Genomic DNA, 21,158 nt, shown 5'->3' with positions numbered 1-21,158 from the left:
GCTAACGTAATCCGTAATTCGTAATTAATCCAATACTCCCCATTCCCCATTCCCATTTATTTGTTAACTACTCGTTGTTGATATTCCTGCTCAGTAATCATATCGAGAGTGTTTTCTATACGATCTACAAATACGATCCCTTCCAGATGATCGTACTCGTGTTGAAAAATTCGAGCGATAAAATCGGTTAATTCTTGCTTTTGTAAGTTGCCTTGACAGTCAGTGTATTCGACTTCAATAGATTTATACCGAGGTACTAACCCCCTAATTCCTGGAACACTTAAACAACCTTCCCAATCTTTGACAACTTCTGTTGAATGAGAAATAATTTTGGGATTAATCATGGCAGTAGGTTCCATTTCCGGGGCATTGGGATACCTGGCATTAGGGCGAGAAGCCACAATAAATAAACGATAGGATTGTGCTACTTGAGGCGCAGCAATCCCCACGCCGTTAGCTTTGGCAACAGTGGCAATTAAGTCTTCAATTAACTTTTGGATATGCTCATATTGAATATTCTCAACCCAAGCAGCTTTTTGGCGTAATGTTGGATTTCCTAATTGAATTATTGGCGCTAACTCAGTCATGATTAAACTCCTTTAAGTAATGGGGAATGGGGAATGGGGAGTGGGGAATGGGGAATGGGGCATTGGGCATTTACAAATGACAAATGACAAATGACTAACATCATTCCTCGCGTCTCACGGGTAAAGGAGCAGGTTGGACTCCTACTTGGACAATTTGCCCATTGCGTTCCACTCCTATTGGTAATTTAGTGCCGATTTTGCTATTCTCTACTAGCTTTTGTACTTCTTCAATTTTAGTAACAGGCTGGTTATTAATGCTTTTAATCACATCACCGGCTTGGAGTCCAGCCGTAGATGCAGGCGATCGCGGGACGATATCAACTAGCAAAACGCCCTCATCAGCTGTAAAATTTAAGCGATCGCCTGCTTTATTTTTTATTCTTTCTTTAATTTCTGGTGTCAGTGTCACCATCTGAACACCCAAATAAGGGTGATCCACTTTCCCGTTAGCAATTAATTCCTGGGCAATTTTTTGCACAGTATTAATGGGAATAGCAAATCCCAAACCTTGAGCGCCTCGGATAATAGCTGTGTTCATCGCAATTACCTGGCCACGAGCATTTAGCAATGGGCCACCAGAATTACCAGGGTTAATTGCAGCGTCCGTTTGGATGTAATCAACCCGTTTGTCACTAGCACCAATATCGCTACTAGAACGACCTGTAGCACTAATAATCCCAGAAGTAACGGTATTATTCAAGCCTAAAGGGTTACCAATAGCTATTACTGCTTCTCCTGGTTGCAAGGCATCGGAGTTACCCACAGATAGAGTTGGCAGATTATTAGCATCAATTTTGATCGTAGCCACATCCGTAACCGGATCTTCACCTAACACTTTCCCGTCAAAAGTCCGGCCATCTTTAAGTGTGACAGTCACTCTATCAGCACCATCTACCACATGAGAATTGGTCACAATTTGACCTGAAGAATTAATGATAAATCCAGAGCCGCTACCCCGTTCTATTTGTTGTCTAGGCTGTGGCGCACTATCTCCAAAAAACCGTCGGAAAAATGGATCGTTAAATTCCTCTGGTACGCGAGAAGTGATTGTTCGGGAAGAATCAATGCGAACTACCGCAGGCCCAACCTTTTGCACTACTTTTACCACAAAATTAGGATCTCCAGACGAAGAGATAAGTGGCGGGGGGACAATTACCGGATTGGGTTCTATTGTCTTTTGGTCTTGAGTCTCGCTTTGTCGAGTCTCAAAGGTCTTAGCAGGGAGAACAGAGCAGCTCCCCAAGAACACCACTGCTACCCCATACGAGAGCATCCATAACCTGTGAGATAAACCCCTGGTATCAACCTTCTTGGATGCTAAATCATGGTTTGTTGTCTTCATCTGTCGTTGCTTCTCCATATCAATCGCTGTAGGATCTTGCCTACCGGGTATGTCCCAAAATGATTACAACTTAAAAGCTTATTCTAGGTCTAGTGTGTTTGAATGCTAAATTAGTGCTTTCTCTTCTATTGTGACGGTTAGCAGCAAAGGTGGTGGATGATGGAAATTCCCATAGAAAGTCTGTGGAGTCAGGTACTAGAGCGCCTACAGCTTGAACTATCCCGGCCCACCTTTGAAACTTGGATAAAAACTGCTAGTGCGGAGCGATTAGAAAATAATTGCTTGGTAATCCGTACTCCTAACCCATTTGCTCGTAATTGGTTACAGAAGTATTACATAAATACCATTGCTCATGTAGTACAAGATATTCTGGGTCATCCTGTAGGAATTTACATTACTGTTGCTCAAGGTGATGAAGTTTCTCATTTGAGTGAACGAGAGGTTTCTTCGGAATCACCAGATCCCAGCAGTATTCCTGAAGCTATTCCTAATCGCAATCATAAAACTACCGAATTAAACTCTAAATATGTCTTTTCGCGGTTTGTAGTTGGTGCTAACAATCGGATGGCTCACGCTGCTTCTTTGGCAGTTGCAGAATCTCCAGGTAAAGAGTTTAATCCTTTATTTTTATGTGGTGGTGTAGGTTTGGGTAAAACTCATCTCATGCAGGCGATTGGTCATTATCGCTGGGAGATTTCGCCTAATTGTAAAATATTTTATGTTTCGACTGAGCAGTTTACTAATGATTTAATTACAGCGATTCGTAAAGATAGTATGCAAAGTTTTCGAGAGCATTATCGAGCGGCTGATGTTTTATTAGTTGATGATATTCAGTTTCTTGAAGGGAAGGAATACACTCAAGAAGAATTCTTTTATACTTTTAATACTTTACATGAAGCTGGTAAACAAGTTGTCATTGCTTCTGATCGTCCTCCTAATCAGATTCCTAGCTTGCAAGAACGGCTTTGTTCTAGGTTTTCTATGGGGTTAATCGCAGATATCCAAAAGCCGGATTTAGAAACTAGAATGGCAATTTTACAGAAAAAAGCTGAGGATGAAAATATTCGCCTTCCCCGCGATGTGATTGAGTATATTGCTTCTAACTATACTTCTAATATTCGAGAATTAGAAGGAGCTTTAATTCGGGCGGTGGCTTATATTTCTATTTGGAGCTTACCGATGACGGTAGAAAATATCACACCAGTTTTAGAACCGCCTAACGAAAAAATGGCAGCTACCCCAGAAGCTATTTTAAAGGTAGTGGCGGATAATTTTGATGTTTCAATAGACGATCTCAAAAGTAACTCACGACGAAGAGAGATTAGCTGGGCGCGTCAAATAGGAATGTATCTCATGCGCCAACACACGTCTCTGAGTTTGCCGAGAATTGGCGAGGAGTTTGGTGGTAAAGACCATACAACGGTAATCTATAGTTGCGATAAAATTACCCAACTCCACCAGAGCGATCGCACTTTAGCACAAACAATCCGCCAACTGAGCGATCGCATCAATATGACTAGCCGTTCTCAAAAATCATCCTGAAGATGTATGAAGATGTATTTGAAGTTTTCCACAACCATCACTTTTATAATTAGCATTGACGGCTGAATAAATAGTTAAAAATATTAAGTAACGTATAAAAATTGATTAAATTTAACTTAAATTGTGGAAAAATCTTACTTTTTATGGAAAAATCTGTGGAAAACTTGAAATTTTACTAGTAAAGCTTAATCAAGTATAATTACCTTGTGGAAAAGTACTTGAGTTTTTCCACAAGTTTTCCACAAGGTAAACTTGTTTAACTATGATTTCAACAGAATTGGGGAATTTTCTAGTGGTTTGTCAAGGTTGCTGAATTTGTAGTGAGCGCTTTAACACTCAAATCAAGGACTAAAGTCCTTACTACGAAGTCATTTACCTATGATAATCAGAAATGGTATGAGTCGGACAACTGTTCGACCTCACAGCCTACCAAGCTAATTCCAATTATTATTTGTAGTGAAGTTTTAGAATGATTTTGTGCTAGAAATTTTAGTATCATCTATCTCGTAGACCTTATTGAAAAACCTGCCAATCTTTTGAAAAGACTAGCAGGCATGGCTTATCATCAATCGGAGCGGCGGGATTCGAACCCACGACCTCCACTACCCCAAAGTGGCGCGCTACCAAGCTGCGCTACGCCCCGGTCAGAATTACTATGATACAGCAAAACTCTAGGATAAGCAACAGGCATATTTAAAAAACCTTCAGCATTCCAGTCGCTTGCAGCAAATTGGGAACAGCAGAAGCATCCCATTTACCTTCTACACATCGCCCTGTATTTAAGATGAAACGCAGACTGTAGGCATGAGGATAGCCTTCTACCTCCATCCATAATAAATTGCTTTCGGCTTCACAAGCGATTTTTTCCTCTTCCATTAATTCAGTTGCGAGTTGTTTCATGGTGTCTGCTAGCTGTGCTAGTAGACGGCAAAAATCATTCAACTCGGCTTCGGTTAACTCAATTGCCCAATCATCTGTACCAACTAAACCTTTAAATTCAGGTGCATCGGGGTTCTGGCCTATACGCCAACCATATCCCGTTTTTATAAGGCGTTCCATAGCTTAGTTTTTTAAACGCAGAGGTTTAATGCAGAGGAACGCAAAGGAAGATTATGGACTGTAGGTTTGGTCATTTCAGTAGTTCAGCCCCTCCTCGTTGGGGTGGCTGTGGGGTAGTTGATGTATTAGGGCTGGGTGTGGTGTTGGAGCTAGGGGGTGCGGTATTTTGGGAACTTGGATTAAATATATTGACTAAGACTTGCACTAGGGCATTTCGTTGGCTGCGGGTGAGACGAGTGATAGCTTTGCGATCGCCTTCTATTGGATTTTCCCGTAGTGTTTCATTGCCTGGATAGGTAGTATCATACATAATTTCGTTCGCACCCAGGTAATCAGCTAAAGTCAGCTTCCAATCTAAGCGATAAATTGGGGCCCGCCCTTTGGTATAAATGTGATATGTAATCAGGCGACTTACTAAGGTGTTGTTTTCGGCAACTTTCCCATTTTCTTTGCTGATATAGTTATTTTCTAGTGGTAAATTTGGCAATTGCTGATATACTATCTGCCAAACATCGCTAGGTATGGTTCTCTGAGCATAAGCAGGTTGGATGCTAAATAAATTTCTATGTATTGATTTGTCCGCCCCTGAACCTAAAACAATTACACCCACCACCATTAAAGCAGTGAGTGTCTGCCAAGGTTTAAGTAGGGGTTGAATGAACGATAAATTTTTGCTCATCCTACCTTCTCTAAAACCTTTTTTTATAGTTCGCCAATAATTTCTGGCTGAGTCAATTCATCGGACATTTCGATAATTGCCCTTAGCACTGGCTTCATCATCGCATCTTCGTTATTTTCAAAGTCTTCATAACGCCGACGTTTAGCACGATTGGCCACCTGAACCGTAATGCGGTAACGATTTGAGGCTGCACTAATGAGTTCCTCAGAACGGTGCATAATCTGAGACTGAGTTGTCTCGAACTTAGAACGCTTTAGCATAATCAGTGGTTCTTGGGGTCATTCCCCAGTGTAGCAGTACCGATAAATCTGATGCTGTGGATTTAATCGCTAGCAACCTCTCTCTTGATAGAGGTTGAGAGTGTTTCAGTCAATATAAGTTACTTATAATATTATCTGACTAAAATCACACAACCTTATGGCTGACCTTGTGGAAACTGCTATCAACGCGGGAAACTTCAATACCTTGGTAAAGGCTGCTGAAGCTGCAAATCTTATAGAGACTCTAAAAAGTCCTGGTTCTTTCACATTATTTGCACCAACTGATGAAGCCTTTGCCAATCTGCCAGAGGGAACCTTAGAATCGCTACTACAAGATATCCCTAAGCTCCAGAAAATTGTCGCATATCATGTCGCTAGTGGGGATGTTCGGTCTGATGATTTGGTACAAATTAATGAGGCGCAGACCCTTGAGGGGTCAATTGTCGCCATTGAATCTGCCGACGGTAAATTTAAGGTAAATAACGCCAATGTCATCAAAACAGACATTTTGACAGACAATGGCGTGATCCATATTATTGATGCGGTGTTGATGCCTGCAATGGTAGCGGGTAAATAAGGGCATTGGGCACAAGAGACAGAGGGGCGGGGTGCGGGGGGCAGAGGGGAAAATTCTCCCTCGCTCCCCTGCTTCTTCCCCACTCCCTACTCCCCACTCCCTACTCCCAAAATGCATCCACTACGTGCGGGAACAGTCAATGACAACTGCTGAGTTTCTCCTTCACTATTCCACTCAATTTCAGCAGTACCATACAACAGCTTGTTGGGTTGAGTACGTAAATTGACGACATCTACGGCTGTTGCCGAACTTGTGCCAGCGTTGACGGCAATTATTAATTCCTCTGTTCCTAAAGTTCGCGCAAAGATATAAATTTGTCCTTGAGCATGGAGGACTTGGTAATCACCTGTACGCAATGCTGGGTATGTGTGGCGCAAGGCAATTAATTGACGATGAGTATTGAAAATTTCTTGATTCCAGTTACTCTCTAAAGGAAAGCTACGACGTGAGTCTGGATCTATTGCACCAGGTAAACCAACTTCATCACCATAGTAAATGCTGGGCGCACCGGGAAAGGTGAGTAACAGTAGAGTTGACAATTCTATACTACCTATATCACCGCCTGCAATACTCATCAATCGGGCTGTATCGTGACTTGCTAGCAAATTGAGTTGAGTTAGCTGAATTTCCCAAGGGTAAAGTTGCAGTACTTCTTGGATTTTGGTGGCGTACTCGGTGGCAAATAAGGGTGGGTAGGGTTGATAGTCGCGGCTTTGGACTTGTTCTAAGTCTACGCGATCGCCTGCCGCAAAAGCAATTGTTGGCCCAGCAAATAGATAATTCATCACGCCGTCAAATTGTGTTCCATCCAACCAATCGCGGGAATCTCCCCACACTTCGCCCACAATGTAAGCTTCGGGATTGACTGCCTTGACGCGATCGCGAAATTCCTGCCAAAATCCAGGAGTTTTTATTTCAAATGGTACATCTAATCGCCAACCATCAATGCCGAATTTTATCCAATATTCGGCAATTTCCATAATATATTCCCGCACTTCTGGATTATCGTGGTTAAATTCTGGTAAAGCACGATTTCCTGCCCAACCTAAGTAATTTGCAGGGAATTCCCCATTGTATGGTGAAAGGGGCCAGCCTTCAATTTTGAACCAATTTACCCAAGGCGAATGGGGGCCATTCTCTAAAACGTCATGGAAGAAGAAAAAACCACGGCTGGAATGGTTAAATACGCCATCCAGAACAACTTTGATATTCCGTTGATGGGCTGCATCAAGCAATTCCTTAAAAGCCGCGTTGCCCCCTAACATCGGGTCAACTTGATAATAATCGTGGGTATGATAGCGATGATTACTAGCGGATTGAAAAATGGGTGTAAAGTAAATTGCGTTAATTCCTAAATCCTGGATGTAGTCTAAACCCTCCATGATGCCCCATAAGTCGCCGCCTTTATAACCTTGGAGTGTTGGCATAGAGTCCCAATCTTCCCAACGGGCTTCACGCAGCAAACGTTTGCGCGGCTGTTTGCTTCTGGCAAAGCGATCTGGGAAGATTTGGTAGAAAACCGCGTGCTTTACCCAGTCTGGTGTTTGAATTTGCATGAATAACTTTTTGTAGCTTCAGAAGCGATCGTTGCAAATATTAGCTTCTTTATGGCTCTTACTTATGATAGAGAATCTGTCAATTGCCAGTAGTCATCAGCGATTTAGTCTGTATCCGGCTACTTTATACGCAAATGTTATCAGTCTTAACTATTTTGACTACAATTTGTTGGAATCTTTAATATTTATTAAAATTATATTTTTCTTCATTACTTAATTATTCTTAATTTTATTTACTTTATCCGTAATGATTGAGGCAGACCTGGATTAGTTTAATAGCTTCATAAATTTTTCTGTTATCCCAGTTTAGGTAGGGTAACTCTAAGATGCAGCTGTTCAAAGCTGTCTCACGAGTCATAGAAAATAACTATGAGGGAGACACAATTCAAGAAAATGAGTTATGAATTATTGTCTTAGGAAGACTTACTGCCTCCTAAGCTTATTTGATGTTATCTATGAAAAAAATAGATAACTATAGTCGCATCAAATAATCAAGGTGAAAAAACTACGTTCTAGAGCGACTGCTCCCTCTCAAATCACTACTTTGTTAACAGTAAATAAATTTAGCTTGAGGTAAAAATGAGGCACGAAAAACTTTCTCCCGGATTACTTTTGGCATTTCAAGATTATCAAAATGAAGGAGATCAAGCTTTAGTTTCACATAAGCGATCGCTTGGCATTATTGCCCACAAAAGCCCAGTCAAGCCGACTAAGAGCGTCGTTTTTATCTACTGCGACCATGATGCAGACTTAAGTTACTTATCACAATATAATATTGAAGTCAATCAAAACTCTGGAAGTGTGCGGACGGCTTTCTTGCCGATAGACAGTTTAGATGTCCTATCTGAAGAAGATGTGATTCGGCGGATTAAGCCATCACGCAAACTTCATTTGAGGATGGACACTGCAATGGGAACAGTCAAATTACCGGAGTTCCAGAATAAAACCGGACTGACTGGTAAAGGAGTAATTATCGGCATTATAGACAGTGGCATTGATCCGAAACACCCTGCATTTGCTGGACGAATTTTACACATTTGGGATCAAACACTGCCAGGGCCAGGAGTCACAGAGGGTGGCTATGGGGCTGAATTAACGGGAGCGCAACTGACAATTTCTCAGGATACTGGTGGTCATGGTACTCACGTTGCGGGAATTGCCGCCGGTGCCGATGCTAGCTATGGCGGTATAGCACCAGAAGCGGAATTAGTTGTTGTCAAGTCAGATTTACAAGATGCCCACATTGCTGATGCTGTGCGTTACATTTTCCGAGTTGCTAGAGAATTGGGACGCCCAGCAGTGGTAAATCTCAGCTTGGGTGGACACGCTGATGCCCATGATGGTAGTGATTCCTTATCCAAAGTCATCAATGCCGAAACTGGCCCTGGAAGAATTATTTGCTGTGCTGCGGGTAACGAAGGAAACCATAACATTCATGGTCAAGCGACAATACCCTGTGGACGCACTTGTAGTATGCGCTTTAATGTTCCTTTGAATCAAATAGACATAGTTTGGTTAAACGGTTGGTATTCCAAAGACAGCGAATTGGAAGTGTCGCTGCGGAGTCCTAACGGTTTTGTCACCCCCTTCCAAAAAATAATTACTCAGGGTAATGCCGCACAAGATTACCAGTTACCAGATGCACGGGTACAATTAGCGACACCAGCACCAGACCAAGCCAACGGCGACCATAATTTCTTTGTGCAAATACGCGGTATTGACCCCTCGCCAGTCATGGGAGGTATTTGGCAGCTGCGAGTCCGGAACACTTCTTCAACTGACACAAATTTGAATGTGTGGACTATAGATGACACTTCATCAGTGTTTTTTACAGGTAAAAGTGTGAAGGATGCGGTAAAAATTGGTTCGCCAGGAGCAGCTAGCAGTGCAATTACAGTTGCCGCCTATACTACTAGAACCAAGTACACAGATATTGATAACAAAGAGCAAGAAATGGGGTTAGAATTGCATACTATTTCGGAGTTCAGTAGTGAAGGGCCACTACGCAATGATGGACACAAGCCGGATGTAGCAGCACCAGGAGCGATGATTATTTCCACGCTTTCCGCCGATGCAAGTTTTGACCGTTCATCAATGATTAATTCTAAGTTTGTGGTACGGGCTGGTACGAGTATGGCGACACCATTTGTTAGTGGATTAGTGGCACTGCTGTTGCAGCGCGATCCTAAGCTTGATCCGGCTGCTGTGAAAGACTTGCTACGTAAAAATAGTGCAATTCCTGGAAAACCCCCAGGCACATTTGATGAGAAATGGGGTTATGGAGTGATTAACGCTTTGAATCTGTAATTAGATTGAGAAAGGTAAATATTATTTCTGTAGAAGGATAGGCAATAAAAACCTATAAATTTGATAAGTTAGGGTAGACAATTTCTGTCTACCCTCTTTACTAAGGAGTTGCTGATGAATTATCAGAAACTAGACGCCGCTCTTGCTACAGCACTGAATGATGTTCAAGATTCAGAAAAACCGAGTTTAACGGTTTTTATTCATACTGAACCAATTTTAAACTCGGCTGCAACTGCTGTTTTAGAAAGTTTAGGCGTTAGTGGTGTTAGTAATGGCAAAGATATTTTCACGGCAACACTGTCAGCAAATGCTATTTCCCAGTTGTCAGAGCAACCTTGGGTGAAGTATTTGAAGCGATCGCAGCAATTAGGTTTGGTTAATAGGAAAATAAATACAGGGAAGTAGGGCATTTAAGAAGTAAATTTGCTTTTTTAATTAGAGTTAAGAATTAAAATTAATATTTTCTATATAATCATCTGGATACTAGGCGGCTATTACCGTTTTATTATATAAAATATTTCTAGGTAACAAAAAAGACTTACACTTAGCAATAGTACTTTTCCTCACACTATTGGTAAGCGTAATTATTATACCGCAAGCGTTTCATTGATTTGGAATGGGTGGTTTATTTGCGCTGTGCTGTAATAGTAGTCTGTCACATAGATTATTACAGGTTACAGATCCCCGACTTCTCGAAGAAGTCGGGGATCTAAACACCCTCGACTAGTCAAAATCAAGCTTGGTGGACTACTAGCAGAAATACCAAAGTTCAGCAGTCAGTAGTTTAACAATCAATATCAGAGGTTTTATCTGTGAAACGTCTAATTCAATTTCCCTTAGAAGACGGTAGCTACATCTTAGTAATAGACATACTAAGTCGCTAATCCTAACCAATCCTAAGAGCAGTAAGCGCGATCGCACCCCATTCTTCGTCCCAATTAATACAAATGTTCTATCTTCCTACTTATTAGCCGCACCATCCATACACTACCAACATTCTGTAAAATTCATCCGAAAGAATCAGACGATCCCCCTTACCTGTGGTGGCAGACAGTCCTAAACTGAGAGTGAGAGTTGAAAGGCAGTCGGGAGAAATTTTGTGAAAAAAGTATTATCAATCATTCTTGGTGGTGGCGCCGGTACTCGGCTTTACCCGCTAACCAAACTACGCGCTAAACCAGCAGTACCAGTAGCGGGGAAGTACCGCCTAATCGATATCCCTGTCAGTAACTGTATCAATTCCGAAATATTCAAAATCTACGTCCTGACACAATTCAACTCAGCTTCCCTGAATCGTCACATCGCCCGTACCTACAACTTCACAGGCTTCAATGAAGGCTTTGTGGAAGTGCTAGCGGCACAACAAACACCAGAAAACCCTAACTGGTTCCAAGGTACAGCCGATGCTGTACGTCAGTACCTATGGTTAATGGAAGAATGGGATGTAGAAGAATATCTCATCCTCTCAGGCGATCACCTCTACCGCATGGATTATCGCCACTTTATTCAGCGCCATAGGGAAACGGGGGCTGATATTACTCTCTCAGTCATCCCCATCGATGAGCGCCGCGCCTCAGATTTTGGCTTGATGAAAATTGACGATTCTGGTAGAGTAATCGATTTTAGCGAAAAACCGAAAGGTGAAGCATTACTCCAAATGCAAGTTGATACAAGTGTACTGGGATTATCAAAAGAACAAGCCCAGCAACAGCCCTACATCGCCTCAATGGGGATTTATGTCTTTAAAAAAGATGTTTTGTTCAAGTTGTTGAAAGAAGGCATAGAAAGGACTGATTTCGGTAAAGAAATTATTCCTGATGCCTCTAAAGATTACAACGTTCAAGCTTATCTATTTGATGACTATTGGGAAGATATTGGAACAATTGAGGCATTTTATCATGCAAACTTAGCACTGACTCAGCAGCCCCAGCCACCTTTTAGTTTCTACGACGAAAAGGCTCCAATTTATACCCGCGCTCGCTACTTACCTCCGAGTAAACTTTTAGATTGCCAGGTAACAGAATCAATTATCGGCGAAGGTTGCATTTTGAAAAATTGCCGCATTCAACATTCAGTTTTAGGAGTGCGATCGCGGATTGAATCTGGCTGCCTCATCGAAGAATCTTTGCTCATGGGTGCAGATTTTTACCAAGCTTCTGTAGAACGCCAATCCAATGTAAAACAAGGTGATATTCCTGTAGGTATTGGTGCTGACTCGATTATTCGCGGTGCCATCATCGATAAAAACGCCAGTATCGGTCACGATGTCAAAATTATCAATAAGGATAATGTGCAAGAAGCTGACCGCGAAAGTCAAGGTTTCTACATCCGCAGTGGCATCGTCGTTGTGCTAAAGAATGCTGTAATTGCTGATGGAACCATCATTTAGTCATTAGTCATTAGTCATTGGTTAATAGTTACAAGGACAAAGGACTAATGACTAAACTAATTTTGTTGATTGGTCTTCCAGGTAGCGGTAAGTCAACTTTCGCTAAAGAATTGCTAGCAAAATGCCCCCAGATGCCACTAATTTCTACAGATGGCATCCGGGGGCAACTGTTCGGTTCCCAAGCCATTCAAGGGCCGTGGCTGGTGATTTGGCGGGAAGTAGGAAGGCAATTTCAGCAAGCTATTTCTACAAATAATACAGCTATTTTCGATGCCACCAATGCCCAGCGCCGCCATCGCCGGGAAGTTATTGCTTTAGCCCGTGACTTGGGTTTTACCCACATTACAGGAATTTGGGTAGATACGCCAGTCTGGCTGTGTTTAGCACAGAATAAAAGGCGATCGCGCCAAGTTCCTGAAGAAATTATCTTGCGGATGCACCGCCAACTCCGAGATGCCCCCCCAAGTCTGGAAGAAGGACTAGACAACCTGATCCGCTTATCAGAAAAATCGGAGTACGGAAATTGCGATCGCTTGTTGAGCGAGAACCACACTTGAATTTCTATATTCTTTGTTAATTTAAAGTCAGATTCTCTTTGCTTGGCACTATACCGGGCAAACTAACATCTTTTATCTTAAAAAAACATAACAGGAATTTCTTATAGGAGGCTGGTAGATAGATGGCTGCAACCGACTACAAAGACTATTACGCAATTTTGGGAGTTAGTAAGACTGCCACTCAAGACGAGATTAAGCAAGCCTTTCGTAAACTAGCCCGCAAATATCACCCTGATGTCAACCCAAATAACAAACAGGCAGAAGCACGCTTCAAAGAAGTTAGCGAAGCCTACGAAGTTGTGTCAGACCCAGATAAACGCAAAAAATACGACCAATTCGGTCAATATTGGAAACAGGCTGGTGAAGGCTTCTCATCTGGCGGCCCTGGTGTTGATATGGGTGGCTTTGACTTCAGCCAATACGGTAATTTTGATGAGTTCATCAATGAGTTGCTAGGACGCTTTGGTGGTGCTACCCCTCGCGGTGGGCGACAAAGTTACTCACAACAAAATAATTACAATTACTCCTCACAAAATTATTCTTACCGCAGTTCTACAGGTGCGACGAGTGGTTTTAGCAGCAACTTTAACGATTATGGTTTTGGTGATGCAGGTGCGGGTACTTCCCAAGATAGTGAAGCTGCGATCGCTCTAACTTTTGCTGAAGCATTTAACGGTGTGCAAAAGCGCTTCAGTTTAGGTAACGAAACAATTGATGTTCGTATCCCATCTGGCGCTAAACCTGGTACTCGTCTGCGCGTGCGGGGCAAAGGTCAAATCAACCCCATGACTCAACAACGAGGGGATTTATACTTAAAAGTCGAACTTCAGCCGCACTCGTTCTTCCAAATGGAAGGGGAGAATTTGGTGTGCGAAGTGCCAATCACGCCAGATGAAGCTACTTTAGGAGCGTCTATTGATGTACCCACTCCCGATGGTTTAGTTAATGTCAAGCTACCAGCAGGAGTGCGTTCTGGTCAATCGCTGCGTTTACGTGGCAAAGGTTGGCCCCTCGCCAAGGGTGGACGTGGCGATCAGCTGGTGAAGGTGGCGATCGCACCACCAAAAGACCTCAGCCAGCAAGAGCGGGAATATTATGAAAAAATCCGAGCTATACGTACTTATAATCCCCGCAGTCATTTGCAGCAAGTCAAGCTGTGAAAATTTAGCTTTGTAGGGGCGGTAAATTTACCGTCTCTACATTGACTAGCTATGAATTTGCTGCGTGTTTCTCGCTACTACGATGGACTTCAACGCTTCCATTGCTTCTGGTGTAGCCTCGGTAGCTTGCCAGGTTCTCCGTGCAGCTAACCGATCGTGCCAAGCATTCACCTTTGGATAATCACTTAAGGAAATGCCTACTTCTGGCAGCCATATTACTACAGTTCCAGCTACAACCTCAGCCAAAGTTAGGTTTTGACTACCAAAGTAAGGGCGATCGTCAAGTAAATTCTCAAAAAGCTTCAGCACTGTTGAAATTTTTTGTTTTACCTGCTCGATTTTTTCTGGATCTTCCCCAGGTAAGCCTAATATCTGAGGTAAAAACGTGGTGGTTGCTGGCAAAAGCTCATTTACAGTTACCAGTTGTACCATGCGGGCGATCGCTAAATCTTTAGCATCTTTAGGCAACATCGCAGGTGTAGGATATTTTGCCTCTAAATAGTCCAAAATTGCCAAAGATTCCACTACCTTAAAGCCATCATCCACCAAAGCTGGAATGTGATGGAAGGGATTAATTGCCAAAAACTCTGTTTTAAACTGTTCTCCATCCAGTTTGATCTCTACTAATTCAAACTCAAGTCCTTTTTCTAGTAGAGTAATCCAGACGCGGCGGGAGTTAGGAGAAATCGACGAATGATAAAGGGTCAGCACCATAAAACCTCACAACTTCATGAGTAGGGTGGGCATTGCCATTTACACATTACACTCAATTGAATTGTTTTAACAAAGTCTCAACACTAGCATTGTGATCCAAAAAAGAAAATAAATGCCAGTACTGGAGTTTTCCTTCTCTATCTAATACGAACTGTGCTGGCAAAGGCGCTCCCAGTGCTTGTCCTACTTGATAGTTACGAAAAACTCGACAACTAGGATCGCTCAATAAGGGCATTTTTAAACCTAAATCCCTCACAACAATTTGACTCTGCCGTTCATCGGTACTAGTAATCATCAAAACTTCTATACCGCGATTTTTAAACTGCTCGTAGTTTTCATTTAAAGCTTTGATGTGAGGAAAACAAAAGGGGCAATATTGTTTTTCAGTAAAGATGCGAGTTAAGGCGAGTAACACTGGTTGCTTGCCTTTATAATCAGACAATTTTACTAAAGTTCCGTTGGTAATATCTGGCAGTTGAAAATCTGGCGTTCCTACTCCCAACCTGAGTTTATTTGTCGCTGGAACTGGTAACAAATTGCGGAAGAATCGCTCATTTAATAATCCACTAAAATCAGTTGAAGTAAGCATATTTTTATCCCCGATCATTTAAATACCATTTTATGAAAAAACCACAGATAGATACCGAGGTTGACACTGTTTAATGTGTATCTCTGTTTATCTGTGGTTTTCGTTGATTTCAACTCCAACAGGATGGATTAGATAGCTGGCGAAATTTAGACAGCAGAGAAGTAGACTTTAGACTTCACTGGGTCAGGATTCATTGTCTTGTCACCAGGTTGCCAACCAGCTGGGCAAACTTCGTCGGGGTGAGACTGAACATACTGAATTGCTTGCAGTGTCCGCAGGGTTTCATCAACACTGCGACCAAAAGCTAGGTTGTTGATAGTGGCGTGCTGTATAATACCATCTTTATCGATGATAAATAGACCACGCAAGGCAATGCCTGCTGCTGGGTCAAGAACGTTGTAAGCGGCGCTAATCTCTTTTTTGATGTCAGAGACTAGAGGATAATTCAGGTCGCCGACGCCACCAGACTTACGATCTGTTTGAATCCAAGCGAGGTGGGAGAATTCACTATCAACAGAAGCCCCAAGAACTTCTGTATTGATTTTCTTAAATTCTTCGTAGCGATCGCTAAATGCTGTGATTTCAGTGGGACAAACAAAGGTAAAGTCTAGTGGGTAGAAAAACAGGACGACATACTTACCGCGATAATCGGAAAGTTTGATTGTCTTAAATTCCTGGTCTACCACAGCCGTTGCTGTGAAATCGGGAGCTTGTTGACCAACGCGGAGGCTTCCTTCGGTTCCGTAAGTAAGGGACATTAACTTAATTCTCCTTTATCGATTTAGTAGCGTTGGAATTCGGGTCAAGTAAAACTCACCCATGCACGCTCTCACAGTTTAATTACGATCTGTTACGACTATATCATACTCATAACGATTTTGAGTAGCAAATGCTTGATTTAGATACAAGAGAATGGTTGCTTACCAATGGCTTAGGAAGTTTTGCCAGTGGTACAGTTTCGGATGTCCGCACACGTACTTATCACGGTTGGCTGTTTGCCGCTACAAAGCCTCCTTCTGAGCGGACTCTGCTGTTTTCGCACCTAGAAGCTAGCTTGGAAGTATTAGGGAATGTTGTAGCACTGGGGACAAATTTTTGGGGTAACGGTCAGATTGAGCCCACAGGCTACGAATTGCTACGCTGTTTTGATATTAACCCAGTTCCAAAATGGATTTGGGGTCAAGATAACTGGCAGTTAACCAGACAATTAGTGATGCCCTACGGTTGGGAAGGGAGTAGGGAATGGGGAGTAGAAAGTAGGGAAAGGAATCATAGTACAGACGCGATTAATCGCGTCTCTTCCCACTTCCAATTTTGCCATCGAACTTTAATCCAATATCGCTACGAGGGAAGTGACACAGCGATTTTACGGCTGCGACTGCTGATAGCAGAACGTGAGTTTCACCATCAGCAAACTGCTAATCCAGGATTACAGTTCTCGCAATTGCTTGGGGAACAGCAAATCTGTCTGCAAGCAAAAAATTCTAGAAATTTCGGTATACCTTGGCACTTGCGCTGGACACAAGGAAGATATCAAACAGATGCAGTTTGGTATTGGAATTATGGATTGCCTGAGGAGACAAAACGGGGATTAGGCGACAAAGAAGACCTCTACAGTCCTGGCTACTTGATAGTCACACTGCAACCAGGAGATATAGTCACTCTAGAAGCACGAGTAGGTTTTCCCGATTCCACGGCAGGTGTTCTCACCGATGAAATCTTTGCAGAAGCAGTAGAGGCAGAGCAAAAACGGCTCTCCCAGATTTTTGGATGGAGTAAAGGAGGGGTTGGGGACTGGGGACTGGGGATTGGGGAAAAGTTTTCCAATACCCAATACCCAATACCCAATCCCCAATCCCCACTTAACCAACAACTACTTAAAGCAAGCGATCAGTTTATCGTCTATCGAGCCTCAATTCCAGGCCCTACAGTCATTGCTGGTTATCACTGGTTTAATGACTGGGGGCGCAATACATTAATTGCTTTACCTGGGTTGGCACTAGTTCCACGGCGCTTTGACTTAGCAAAAGGAGTATTGCGGACTTTTGGGCATTATTGCCGCCACGGTTTGATTCCTAATGCATTTCTTGGTGTCAATGGAGAACCTATTTATAACAGTATTGATGCGGCGTTGTGGTGGATTGAAACTTTAGGACTTTATTTAGAAGCTACCCAAGACTGGGAATTTTTGGCAGACCAATTCCCTCTAGTACAGCAAATCTACAAAGCATTTGTCGGTGGTACACATTTCAATATCCAGATCGATGCCACCGATGGGTTAGTTAGTTGGGATGCCCCTGGTTTAGCCCTTACCTGGATGGATGTGGTAATTGGCGCATATCCCGTCACTCCCCGTTACGGTAAGCCAGTGGAAATCAATGCACTGTGGTATTCTGCTTTATGTTGGCTGAGTCAGTGGGCAGAACGATTGAGCCAGCTTGAGTTTGGTGAACCAGTGCGCCTCACGAAGCAAGCACAGCGTTATGCTCAACAAGCAGAACATGTGAAAACCTCGTTGCAAAAATTCTGGAATCCTCAACTGGGTTATTTGTACGATACTATTGAGCCAGATGATCGCCGGAATTTTCAAATTCGTCCCAATGCTGTTTTGGCGCTGTCGCTGCACCATTGTGCCTTTTCTGAACAGCAAGGGTGTCAAGTATTAGATTTGGCAACTGTCAGCTTACTCACCCCCTATGGTCTTCGCAGTCTCGATCCAGGAGATCCTGAATACAAAGGCAGATATGAGGGTAATCAAGAACAACGCGATCGCGCTTATCACCAAGGCACTGTTTGGGCTTGGCTAATTGGGCCATATATTCGGGCTTGGCAACGTTTTTATCCACAGCGATCGCTGCCTTTTGATTGGCAACCTCTGCTAGATCATTTCTTATTTGACGCTTGTCTTGGTTCTATTTCTGAGATTTTTGATGGCGATGCACCTCATAAGCCCAGAGGAGCGATCGCTCAAGCTTGGTCAGTTGCCGAAGTCATCCGCCACATTAAATAGTGCTGAAAGGATTAGCAGAATTTTGGCAGGAGTTTAAACAATTCGAGCAGGAGCGTACCGTGAGTTACATTACCACAGGCGAACGCATTGGCTACGAGCGAGGTAAGCAGGAAGGGCAACAGGAACAAGCACAAATACTTGTACTACGACAGCTACAAAAACGGGTAGGTGAGTTACCACACCAGGTTCGAGAACAGATTCAGGGTCTTTCTCTAGAACAATTGGAAGCACTGGGTGAGGCTTTATTAGATTATTAGTGCGTAGGCATAGCCCGTCGTAGACATCGCTGATTTGCTCAACTGGCTACAAACTCATCAAACACTTAGTGCTGAGTCCTAAGTACTAGAGGTCAAAGTTACTCTATCTTAACTCCACTTATCGCTTACTATTTATAAACTTTAATGTGGCTCAGGTCGGAGTTGAACCAACGACCCCAGGCTTATGAGTCCCGTGCTCTAACCAACTGAGCTACTGAGCCATGTCTTTTCAAATCATCAACTAATATAGCATATAAATTTGCTCAAGGCTAACCTTTTTTGCAATTTTTTTACAGCTTTCATCCCTCTTGAGACAATAGAAAGCAAAAGAGGGAGTTTACCTCCCTCAACTAACAAGGCAATGATTTCGTTACAGATAGCCTGTTTTACACGCGTTGCGGTAGGAAGGCTATTGGGTTAACAGCCTCCTTACCTCCTGGATGAATTTCAAAGTGGCTGTGTGGCCCAGTGCTGTGACCAGTAGTACCCATTAAAGCAATTGTTTCTCCTTGATGCACCTGCTGACCAGGTTGTACCAGAATTTTGCTGTTATGAGCATAGCGAGTCGTGCTGCCATCAGGATGGCGGATTTCAACGAGGTTCCCGTAGCCACCGTTGTTCCAGCCAGCTTTTTCTATCGTACCTTCAGCTGAAGCAACAACTGGTGTGCCAGTGGAGTTAGCAATATCAATTCCCTTGTGCGGTCTTCCCCAACGCATACCAAAGCCAGAAGTGAGAGTGCCCTTTGCTGGCCAGGTGTAAGCTAAGGTTGAAGTAGATGGAGGAGGTGTTAGTTCGTCAATGGGTCTGGGCAGATATTGATCAACTGCTGCCAAAGGTGGTATTACCTGTGGAGAAACAGTTCTTCCCCGCATCATTCCCAAAGAGTCAGAAGCATTTACTCTTCCAGAAGGTGTTGCAACCTTTACGGCTGCTAGAGTGCCAGAGGGAGTCCACTTACTAGGAGAACCTAGATTAGGCAAGAACTCTGGGTTTAGTGCCTCACTAGGGCGTACAGAAGTACGGAATTGGGGCTTAATTGGCTGAACGCTATAGTTACTCCGAATCGGTGTAGGAACTGGAATTTGGATTGCTACACTATTCGGTCGAGCCGCATTTGGTACAGTGAAATTATTGGGGGTAGAAACAGGAGTGAGCATCGCAGCATTATTAGTTTCAGAAGGTGCTGCTGCCACAACTGAGTTCCCAGACTGTTGAGTGCGATATTTCTGCTGTAACCTCTGAATTTCCGCTTGTAAGCTCCGCAAACGGTCATTATTGTTATTGTTGACCCTTGCTACCCTATTTGCTGGTGCTTTAAACTGTTGCATTTCGGCAAAAGTTTGTGGCACTTGATTTTCACCACCGACGCCATAAGAAGTAGCGGTGGGGGCTGTTTCTAAGTTGGTCGCACTATTTGCCTGAACCTGAACAGTTACCGGTGTAGGGACGGTAATGTTACTCTTGTCGGCAATAGCTGGTGATTGTGAACTAGGTAAATATGAATTGGCACTACCAATATTTATAGGGGAGTTGGCTACTCTTGGAGCTTTGCTGGACTCTACAAAAGTGGCTTGACTCACTACAGTGGGTTGACTCACTACAGTGGGGTTACTTGCTACAGTTGCCTCAATTTGAACAGCAGGAATAATTAGTTGTTGACTAATTTTCAGTTCATTTGGATTATTGAGGTTATTTACCTTGACTAGTTCTGATACGGAAGTGTTATATTTGCTGGCGATCGCTGCTAGTGTATCTCCAGGCTTAACTTCGTAAGCTGTTCGAGTCGAGGACGCAATAACTGTTGGTTTAGCTGGTGTCAGTGCAGTTGTCTGTGTCTTCTGTTTTAACTTCGATATCAACTTCGCTTTGCTTGCATCGCCAGAAGTATCCGACTGGGCTAATACAGTCTTCTCAACTACAGTTGTTGACGCAGCCAACCCCATATCAGCTTGTGATAAATCTTTAGTCTCCCCAGACCGCAACTGTGCCAGACTGTTTCTTAAACGGTTCGATTTTTCTTGTAAGCGATTCAGTGCGAACTCTTGTTGCGCCTTAAGTTGTGCATTTATTTCACTGTTGCCTGCGGTTGACGTTGCCACTGTTTGTGGCTGGGCAGTTAGTGATGCATTTGCAATACCAACACCATCAGCACTAGACTCAGACAGATTATTGACTGTTGGAAAACTAGCCTCAGCTAAGGTATTGTTTAATCCCTGTGCCACTTGAGGGTTCAGGTAAGTGGAATTTTTATAAACTGCTGTTCCTTGGGAAAACCTTTCTGATGCAGGAACTTGCAAAGACATTCCCTTTGCCGCGACTTGCCATTTAGCTTCAAGCCCAGGCACTTGTGAGACTGCCGTTGGTTCCACGATAACAGGATTTTCCGGCACGCTCGCTGATGAGACTGCTTGGGACCCCAGCTTTGTGGAGGCAAATTTCACCTCAGTGTCAGGAACAGCAGGAATTGTTGAGGTTGCCTTTTGGCTACCTACAGGCACTGCTGCTTGGGCTTGATCGCTTTGTCGAGTCACCAAAAGGCTGGTTGCTCCCATAGAGATTGCCAAGCCAAT

General features: G+C 43.1%; 18 protein-coding genes, 2 tRNA genes and 1 pseudogene. 9 read left to right on the top strand and 12 right to left on the bottom strand.

All coding sequences use genetic code 11. The annotated features are described in order from the left end of the window. Nucleotides 1-56: 56 nt before the first annotated feature. Nucleotides 57-587 carry a peptide deformylase gene (def, locus tag V7K25_RS10475; protein WP_335157573.1) on the bottom strand — a complete coding sequence of 177 codons (531 nt, stop codon included), beginning with the start codon at nucleotides 585-587 and terminating at the stop codon, nucleotides 57-59. Nucleotides 588-687: 100 nt separating this feature from the next. Further along, entirely contained in the window at nucleotides 688-1,929 is a 1,242-nt protein-coding gene (locus V7K25_RS10470) for an HhoA/HhoB/HtrA family serine endopeptidase (protein ID WP_335157571.1), read from the bottom strand. 159 nt (nucleotides 1,930-2,088) lie between these two features. Here V7K25_RS10470 and dnaA point away from each other — a divergent pair, with 159 nt between their 5' ends. Then, the gene (gene dnaA / locus V7K25_RS10465; RefSeq protein ID WP_335157629.1) at nucleotides 2,089-3,471 is read left to right on the top strand and encodes a chromosomal replication initiator protein DnaA; all 1,383 of its coding nucleotides are present in this window, start codon (nucleotides 2,089-2,091) and stop codon (nucleotides 3,469-3,471) included. Nucleotides 3,472-4,040: 569 nt separating this feature from the next. Here the strand turns inward: dnaA and V7K25_RS10460 are convergent. The 4 genes from V7K25_RS10460 to V7K25_RS10445 all read right to left on the bottom strand — a co-directional run bounded on the left by V7K25_RS10460 (nucleotide 4,041) and on the right by V7K25_RS10445 (nucleotide 5,469). Further along, nucleotides 4,041-4,114, bottom strand: a tRNA-Pro gene (locus V7K25_RS10460). 50 nt (nucleotides 4,115-4,164) lie between these two features. Beyond that, nucleotides 4,165-4,530, bottom strand: a complete 366-nt coding sequence (locus V7K25_RS10455; RefSeq protein WP_335157569.1) for a DUF1818 family protein — start codon at nucleotides 4,528-4,530, stop codon at nucleotides 4,165-4,167. Nucleotides 4,531-4,600: 70 nt separating this feature from the next. Next, nucleotides 4,601-5,209 carry a hypothetical protein gene (locus V7K25_RS10450; protein ID WP_335157567.1) on the bottom strand — a complete coding sequence of 203 codons (609 nt, stop codon included), beginning with the start codon at nucleotides 5,207-5,209 and terminating at the stop codon, nucleotides 4,601-4,603. A 23-nt stretch (nucleotides 5,210-5,232) separates the two neighbouring features. Next, nucleotides 5,233-5,469 (bottom strand): DNA-directed RNA polymerase subunit omega, encoded by a 237-nt coding sequence (locus tag V7K25_RS10445; RefSeq protein WP_100900204.1) that lies wholly within the window; start codon nucleotides 5,467-5,469, stop codon nucleotides 5,233-5,235. Between the two features lie 157 nt (nucleotides 5,470-5,626). Here V7K25_RS10445 and V7K25_RS10440 point away from each other — a divergent pair, with 157 nt between their 5' ends. Further along, nucleotides 5,627-6,046 carry a fasciclin domain-containing protein gene (locus tag V7K25_RS10440; RefSeq protein ID WP_229454037.1) on the top strand — a complete coding sequence of 140 codons (420 nt, stop codon included), beginning with the start codon at nucleotides 5,627-5,629 and terminating at the stop codon, nucleotides 6,044-6,046. An 86-nt stretch (nucleotides 6,047-6,132) separates the two neighbouring features. Here the strand turns inward: V7K25_RS10440 and V7K25_RS10435 are convergent, their stop codons facing one another. Next, on the bottom strand, nucleotides 6,133-7,602 hold the full coding sequence (locus tag V7K25_RS10435; RefSeq protein WP_335157564.1) for a glycoside hydrolase family 13 protein: 1,470 nt from the start codon (nucleotides 7,600-7,602) through the stop codon (nucleotides 6,133-6,135). A gap of 579 nt (nucleotides 7,603-8,181) precedes the next feature. Between V7K25_RS10435 and V7K25_RS10430 the strand changes: the two genes are divergently transcribed. The 5 genes from V7K25_RS10430 (at nucleotide 8,182) to V7K25_RS10410 (ending at nucleotide 14,015) form a co-directional block, all read left to right on the top strand. Then, a complete protein-coding gene (locus tag V7K25_RS10430) occupies nucleotides 8,182-9,909 on the top strand; it encodes a S8 family peptidase (protein WP_335157562.1) in 1,728 nt (575 codons plus the stop codon). Between the two features lie 114 nt (nucleotides 9,910-10,023). Next, a complete protein-coding gene (locus V7K25_RS10425; protein ID WP_335157560.1) occupies nucleotides 10,024-10,314 on the top strand; it encodes a hypothetical protein in 291 nt (96 codons plus the stop codon). 694 nt (nucleotides 10,315-11,008) lie between these two features. Continuing rightward, nucleotides 11,009-12,298, top strand: a complete 1,290-nt coding sequence (locus V7K25_RS10420; RefSeq protein ID WP_335157558.1) for a glucose-1-phosphate adenylyltransferase — start codon at nucleotides 11,009-11,011, stop codon at nucleotides 12,296-12,298. 47 nt (nucleotides 12,299-12,345) lie between these two features. After that, nucleotides 12,346-12,855, top strand: coding sequence for an AAA family ATPase (locus V7K25_RS10415; RefSeq protein WP_335157556.1), 510 nt, complete (start codon nucleotides 12,346-12,348; stop codon nucleotides 12,853-12,855). Between the two features lie 122 nt (nucleotides 12,856-12,977). Then, entirely contained in the window at nucleotides 12,978-14,015 is a 1,038-nt protein-coding gene (locus tag V7K25_RS10410) for a DnaJ C-terminal domain-containing protein (protein ID WP_335157555.1), read from the top strand. A gap of 45 nt (nucleotides 14,016-14,060) precedes the next feature. Here V7K25_RS10410 and V7K25_RS10405 read toward each other — a convergent pair whose 3' ends face one another. From V7K25_RS10405 to V7K25_RS10395, 3 genes are all read right to left on the bottom strand, one after another. After that, complete coding sequence (locus V7K25_RS10405) at nucleotides 14,061-14,726, bottom strand: glutathione S-transferase family protein (RefSeq protein WP_335157628.1); 666 nt, start codon at nucleotides 14,724-14,726, stop codon at nucleotides 14,061-14,063. Nucleotides 14,727-14,781: 55 nt separating this feature from the next. Further along, nucleotides 14,782-15,318, bottom strand: coding sequence for a peroxiredoxin family protein (locus tag V7K25_RS10400; protein ID WP_335157553.1), 537 nt, complete (start codon nucleotides 15,316-15,318; stop codon nucleotides 14,782-14,784). 146 nt (nucleotides 15,319-15,464) lie between these two features. Continuing rightward, nucleotides 15,465-16,076: a peroxiredoxin gene (locus V7K25_RS10395; protein ID WP_069068387.1), complete on the bottom strand. Its 612-nt coding sequence runs from the start codon at nucleotides 16,074-16,076 to the stop codon at nucleotides 15,465-15,467. A gap of 131 nt (nucleotides 16,077-16,207) precedes the next feature. Here V7K25_RS10395 and V7K25_RS10390 point away from each other — a divergent pair, with 131 nt between their 5' ends. Continuing rightward, entirely contained in the window at nucleotides 16,208-18,328 is a 2,121-nt protein-coding gene (locus tag V7K25_RS10390) for an amylo-alpha-1,6-glucosidase (protein WP_335157551.1), read from the top strand. 14 nt (nucleotides 18,329-18,342) lie between these two features. Then, a pseudogene (locus V7K25_RS10385) lies at nucleotides 18,343-18,585 on the top strand (DUF4351 domain-containing protein); the annotation flags it as partial. 147 nt (nucleotides 18,586-18,732) lie between these two features. Here V7K25_RS10385 and V7K25_RS10380 read toward each other — a convergent pair. Both V7K25_RS10380 and V7K25_RS10375 read right to left on the bottom strand, forming a co-directional pair. Continuing rightward, nucleotides 18,733-18,806 (bottom strand) — tRNA-Met (locus V7K25_RS10380). A 165-nt stretch (nucleotides 18,807-18,971) separates the two neighbouring features. Then, nucleotides 18,972-21,158, bottom strand: a 2,187-nt coding sequence (locus V7K25_RS10375) for a peptidoglycan DD-metalloendopeptidase family protein (protein WP_335157549.1), incomplete at its 5' end; no start/stop codon positions are given.

This window comes from Nostoc sp. (genome assembly GCF_036919495.1).
Classification (GTDB): Bacteria; Cyanobacteriota; Cyanobacteriia; order Cyanobacteriales; family Nostocaceae; genus Nostoc.
Note: the sequence above shows the minus strand (reverse complement) of the source record. Positions and strands in the feature narration are given on the sequence as shown.

Coding starts and splice junctions, on each gene's coding strand:
- def (WP_335157573.1), bottom strand. CDS start 587: ATGACTGAGTTAGCGCCAATAATTCAATTAGGAAATCCAACATTACGC.
- V7K25_RS10470 (WP_335157571.1), bottom strand. CDS start 1,929: ATGAAGACAACAAACCATGATTTAGCATCCAAGAAGGTTGATACCAGG.
- dnaA (WP_335157629.1), top strand. CDS start 2,089: ATGGAAATTCCCATAGAAAGTCTGTGGAGTCAGGTACTAGAGCGCCTA.
- V7K25_RS10455 (WP_335157569.1), bottom strand. CDS start 4,530: ATGGAACGCCTTATAAAAACGGGATATGGTTGGCGTATAGGCCAGAAC.
- V7K25_RS10450 (WP_335157567.1), bottom strand. CDS start 5,209: ATGAGCAAAAATTTATCGTTCATTCAACCCCTACTTAAACCTTGGCAG.
- V7K25_RS10445 (WP_100900204.1), bottom strand. CDS start 5,469: ATGCTAAAGCGTTCTAAGTTCGAGACAACTCAGTCTCAGATTATGCAC.
- V7K25_RS10440 (WP_229454037.1), top strand. CDS start 5,627: ATGGCTGACCTTGTGGAAACTGCTATCAACGCGGGAAACTTCAATACC.
- V7K25_RS10435 (WP_335157564.1), bottom strand. CDS start 7,602: ATGCAAATTCAAACACCAGACTGGGTAAAGCACGCGGTTTTCTACCAA.
- V7K25_RS10430 (WP_335157562.1), top strand. CDS start 8,182: ATGAGGCACGAAAAACTTTCTCCCGGATTACTTTTGGCATTTCAAGAT.
- V7K25_RS10425 (WP_335157560.1), top strand. CDS start 10,024: ATGAATTATCAGAAACTAGACGCCGCTCTTGCTACAGCACTGAATGAT.
- V7K25_RS10415 (WP_335157556.1), top strand. CDS start 12,346: ATGACTAAACTAATTTTGTTGATTGGTCTTCCAGGTAGCGGTAAGTCA.
- V7K25_RS10410 (WP_335157555.1), top strand. CDS start 12,978: ATGGCTGCAACCGACTACAAAGACTATTACGCAATTTTGGGAGTTAGT.
- V7K25_RS10400 (WP_335157553.1), bottom strand. CDS start 15,318: ATGCTTACTTCAACTGATTTTAGTGGATTATTAAATGAGCGATTCTTC.
- V7K25_RS10395 (WP_069068387.1), bottom strand. CDS start 16,076: ATGTCCCTTACTTACGGAACCGAAGGAAGCCTCCGCGTTGGTCAACAA.
- V7K25_RS10390 (WP_335157551.1), top strand. CDS start 16,208: ATGCTTGATTTAGATACAAGAGAATGGTTGCTTACCAATGGCTTAGGA.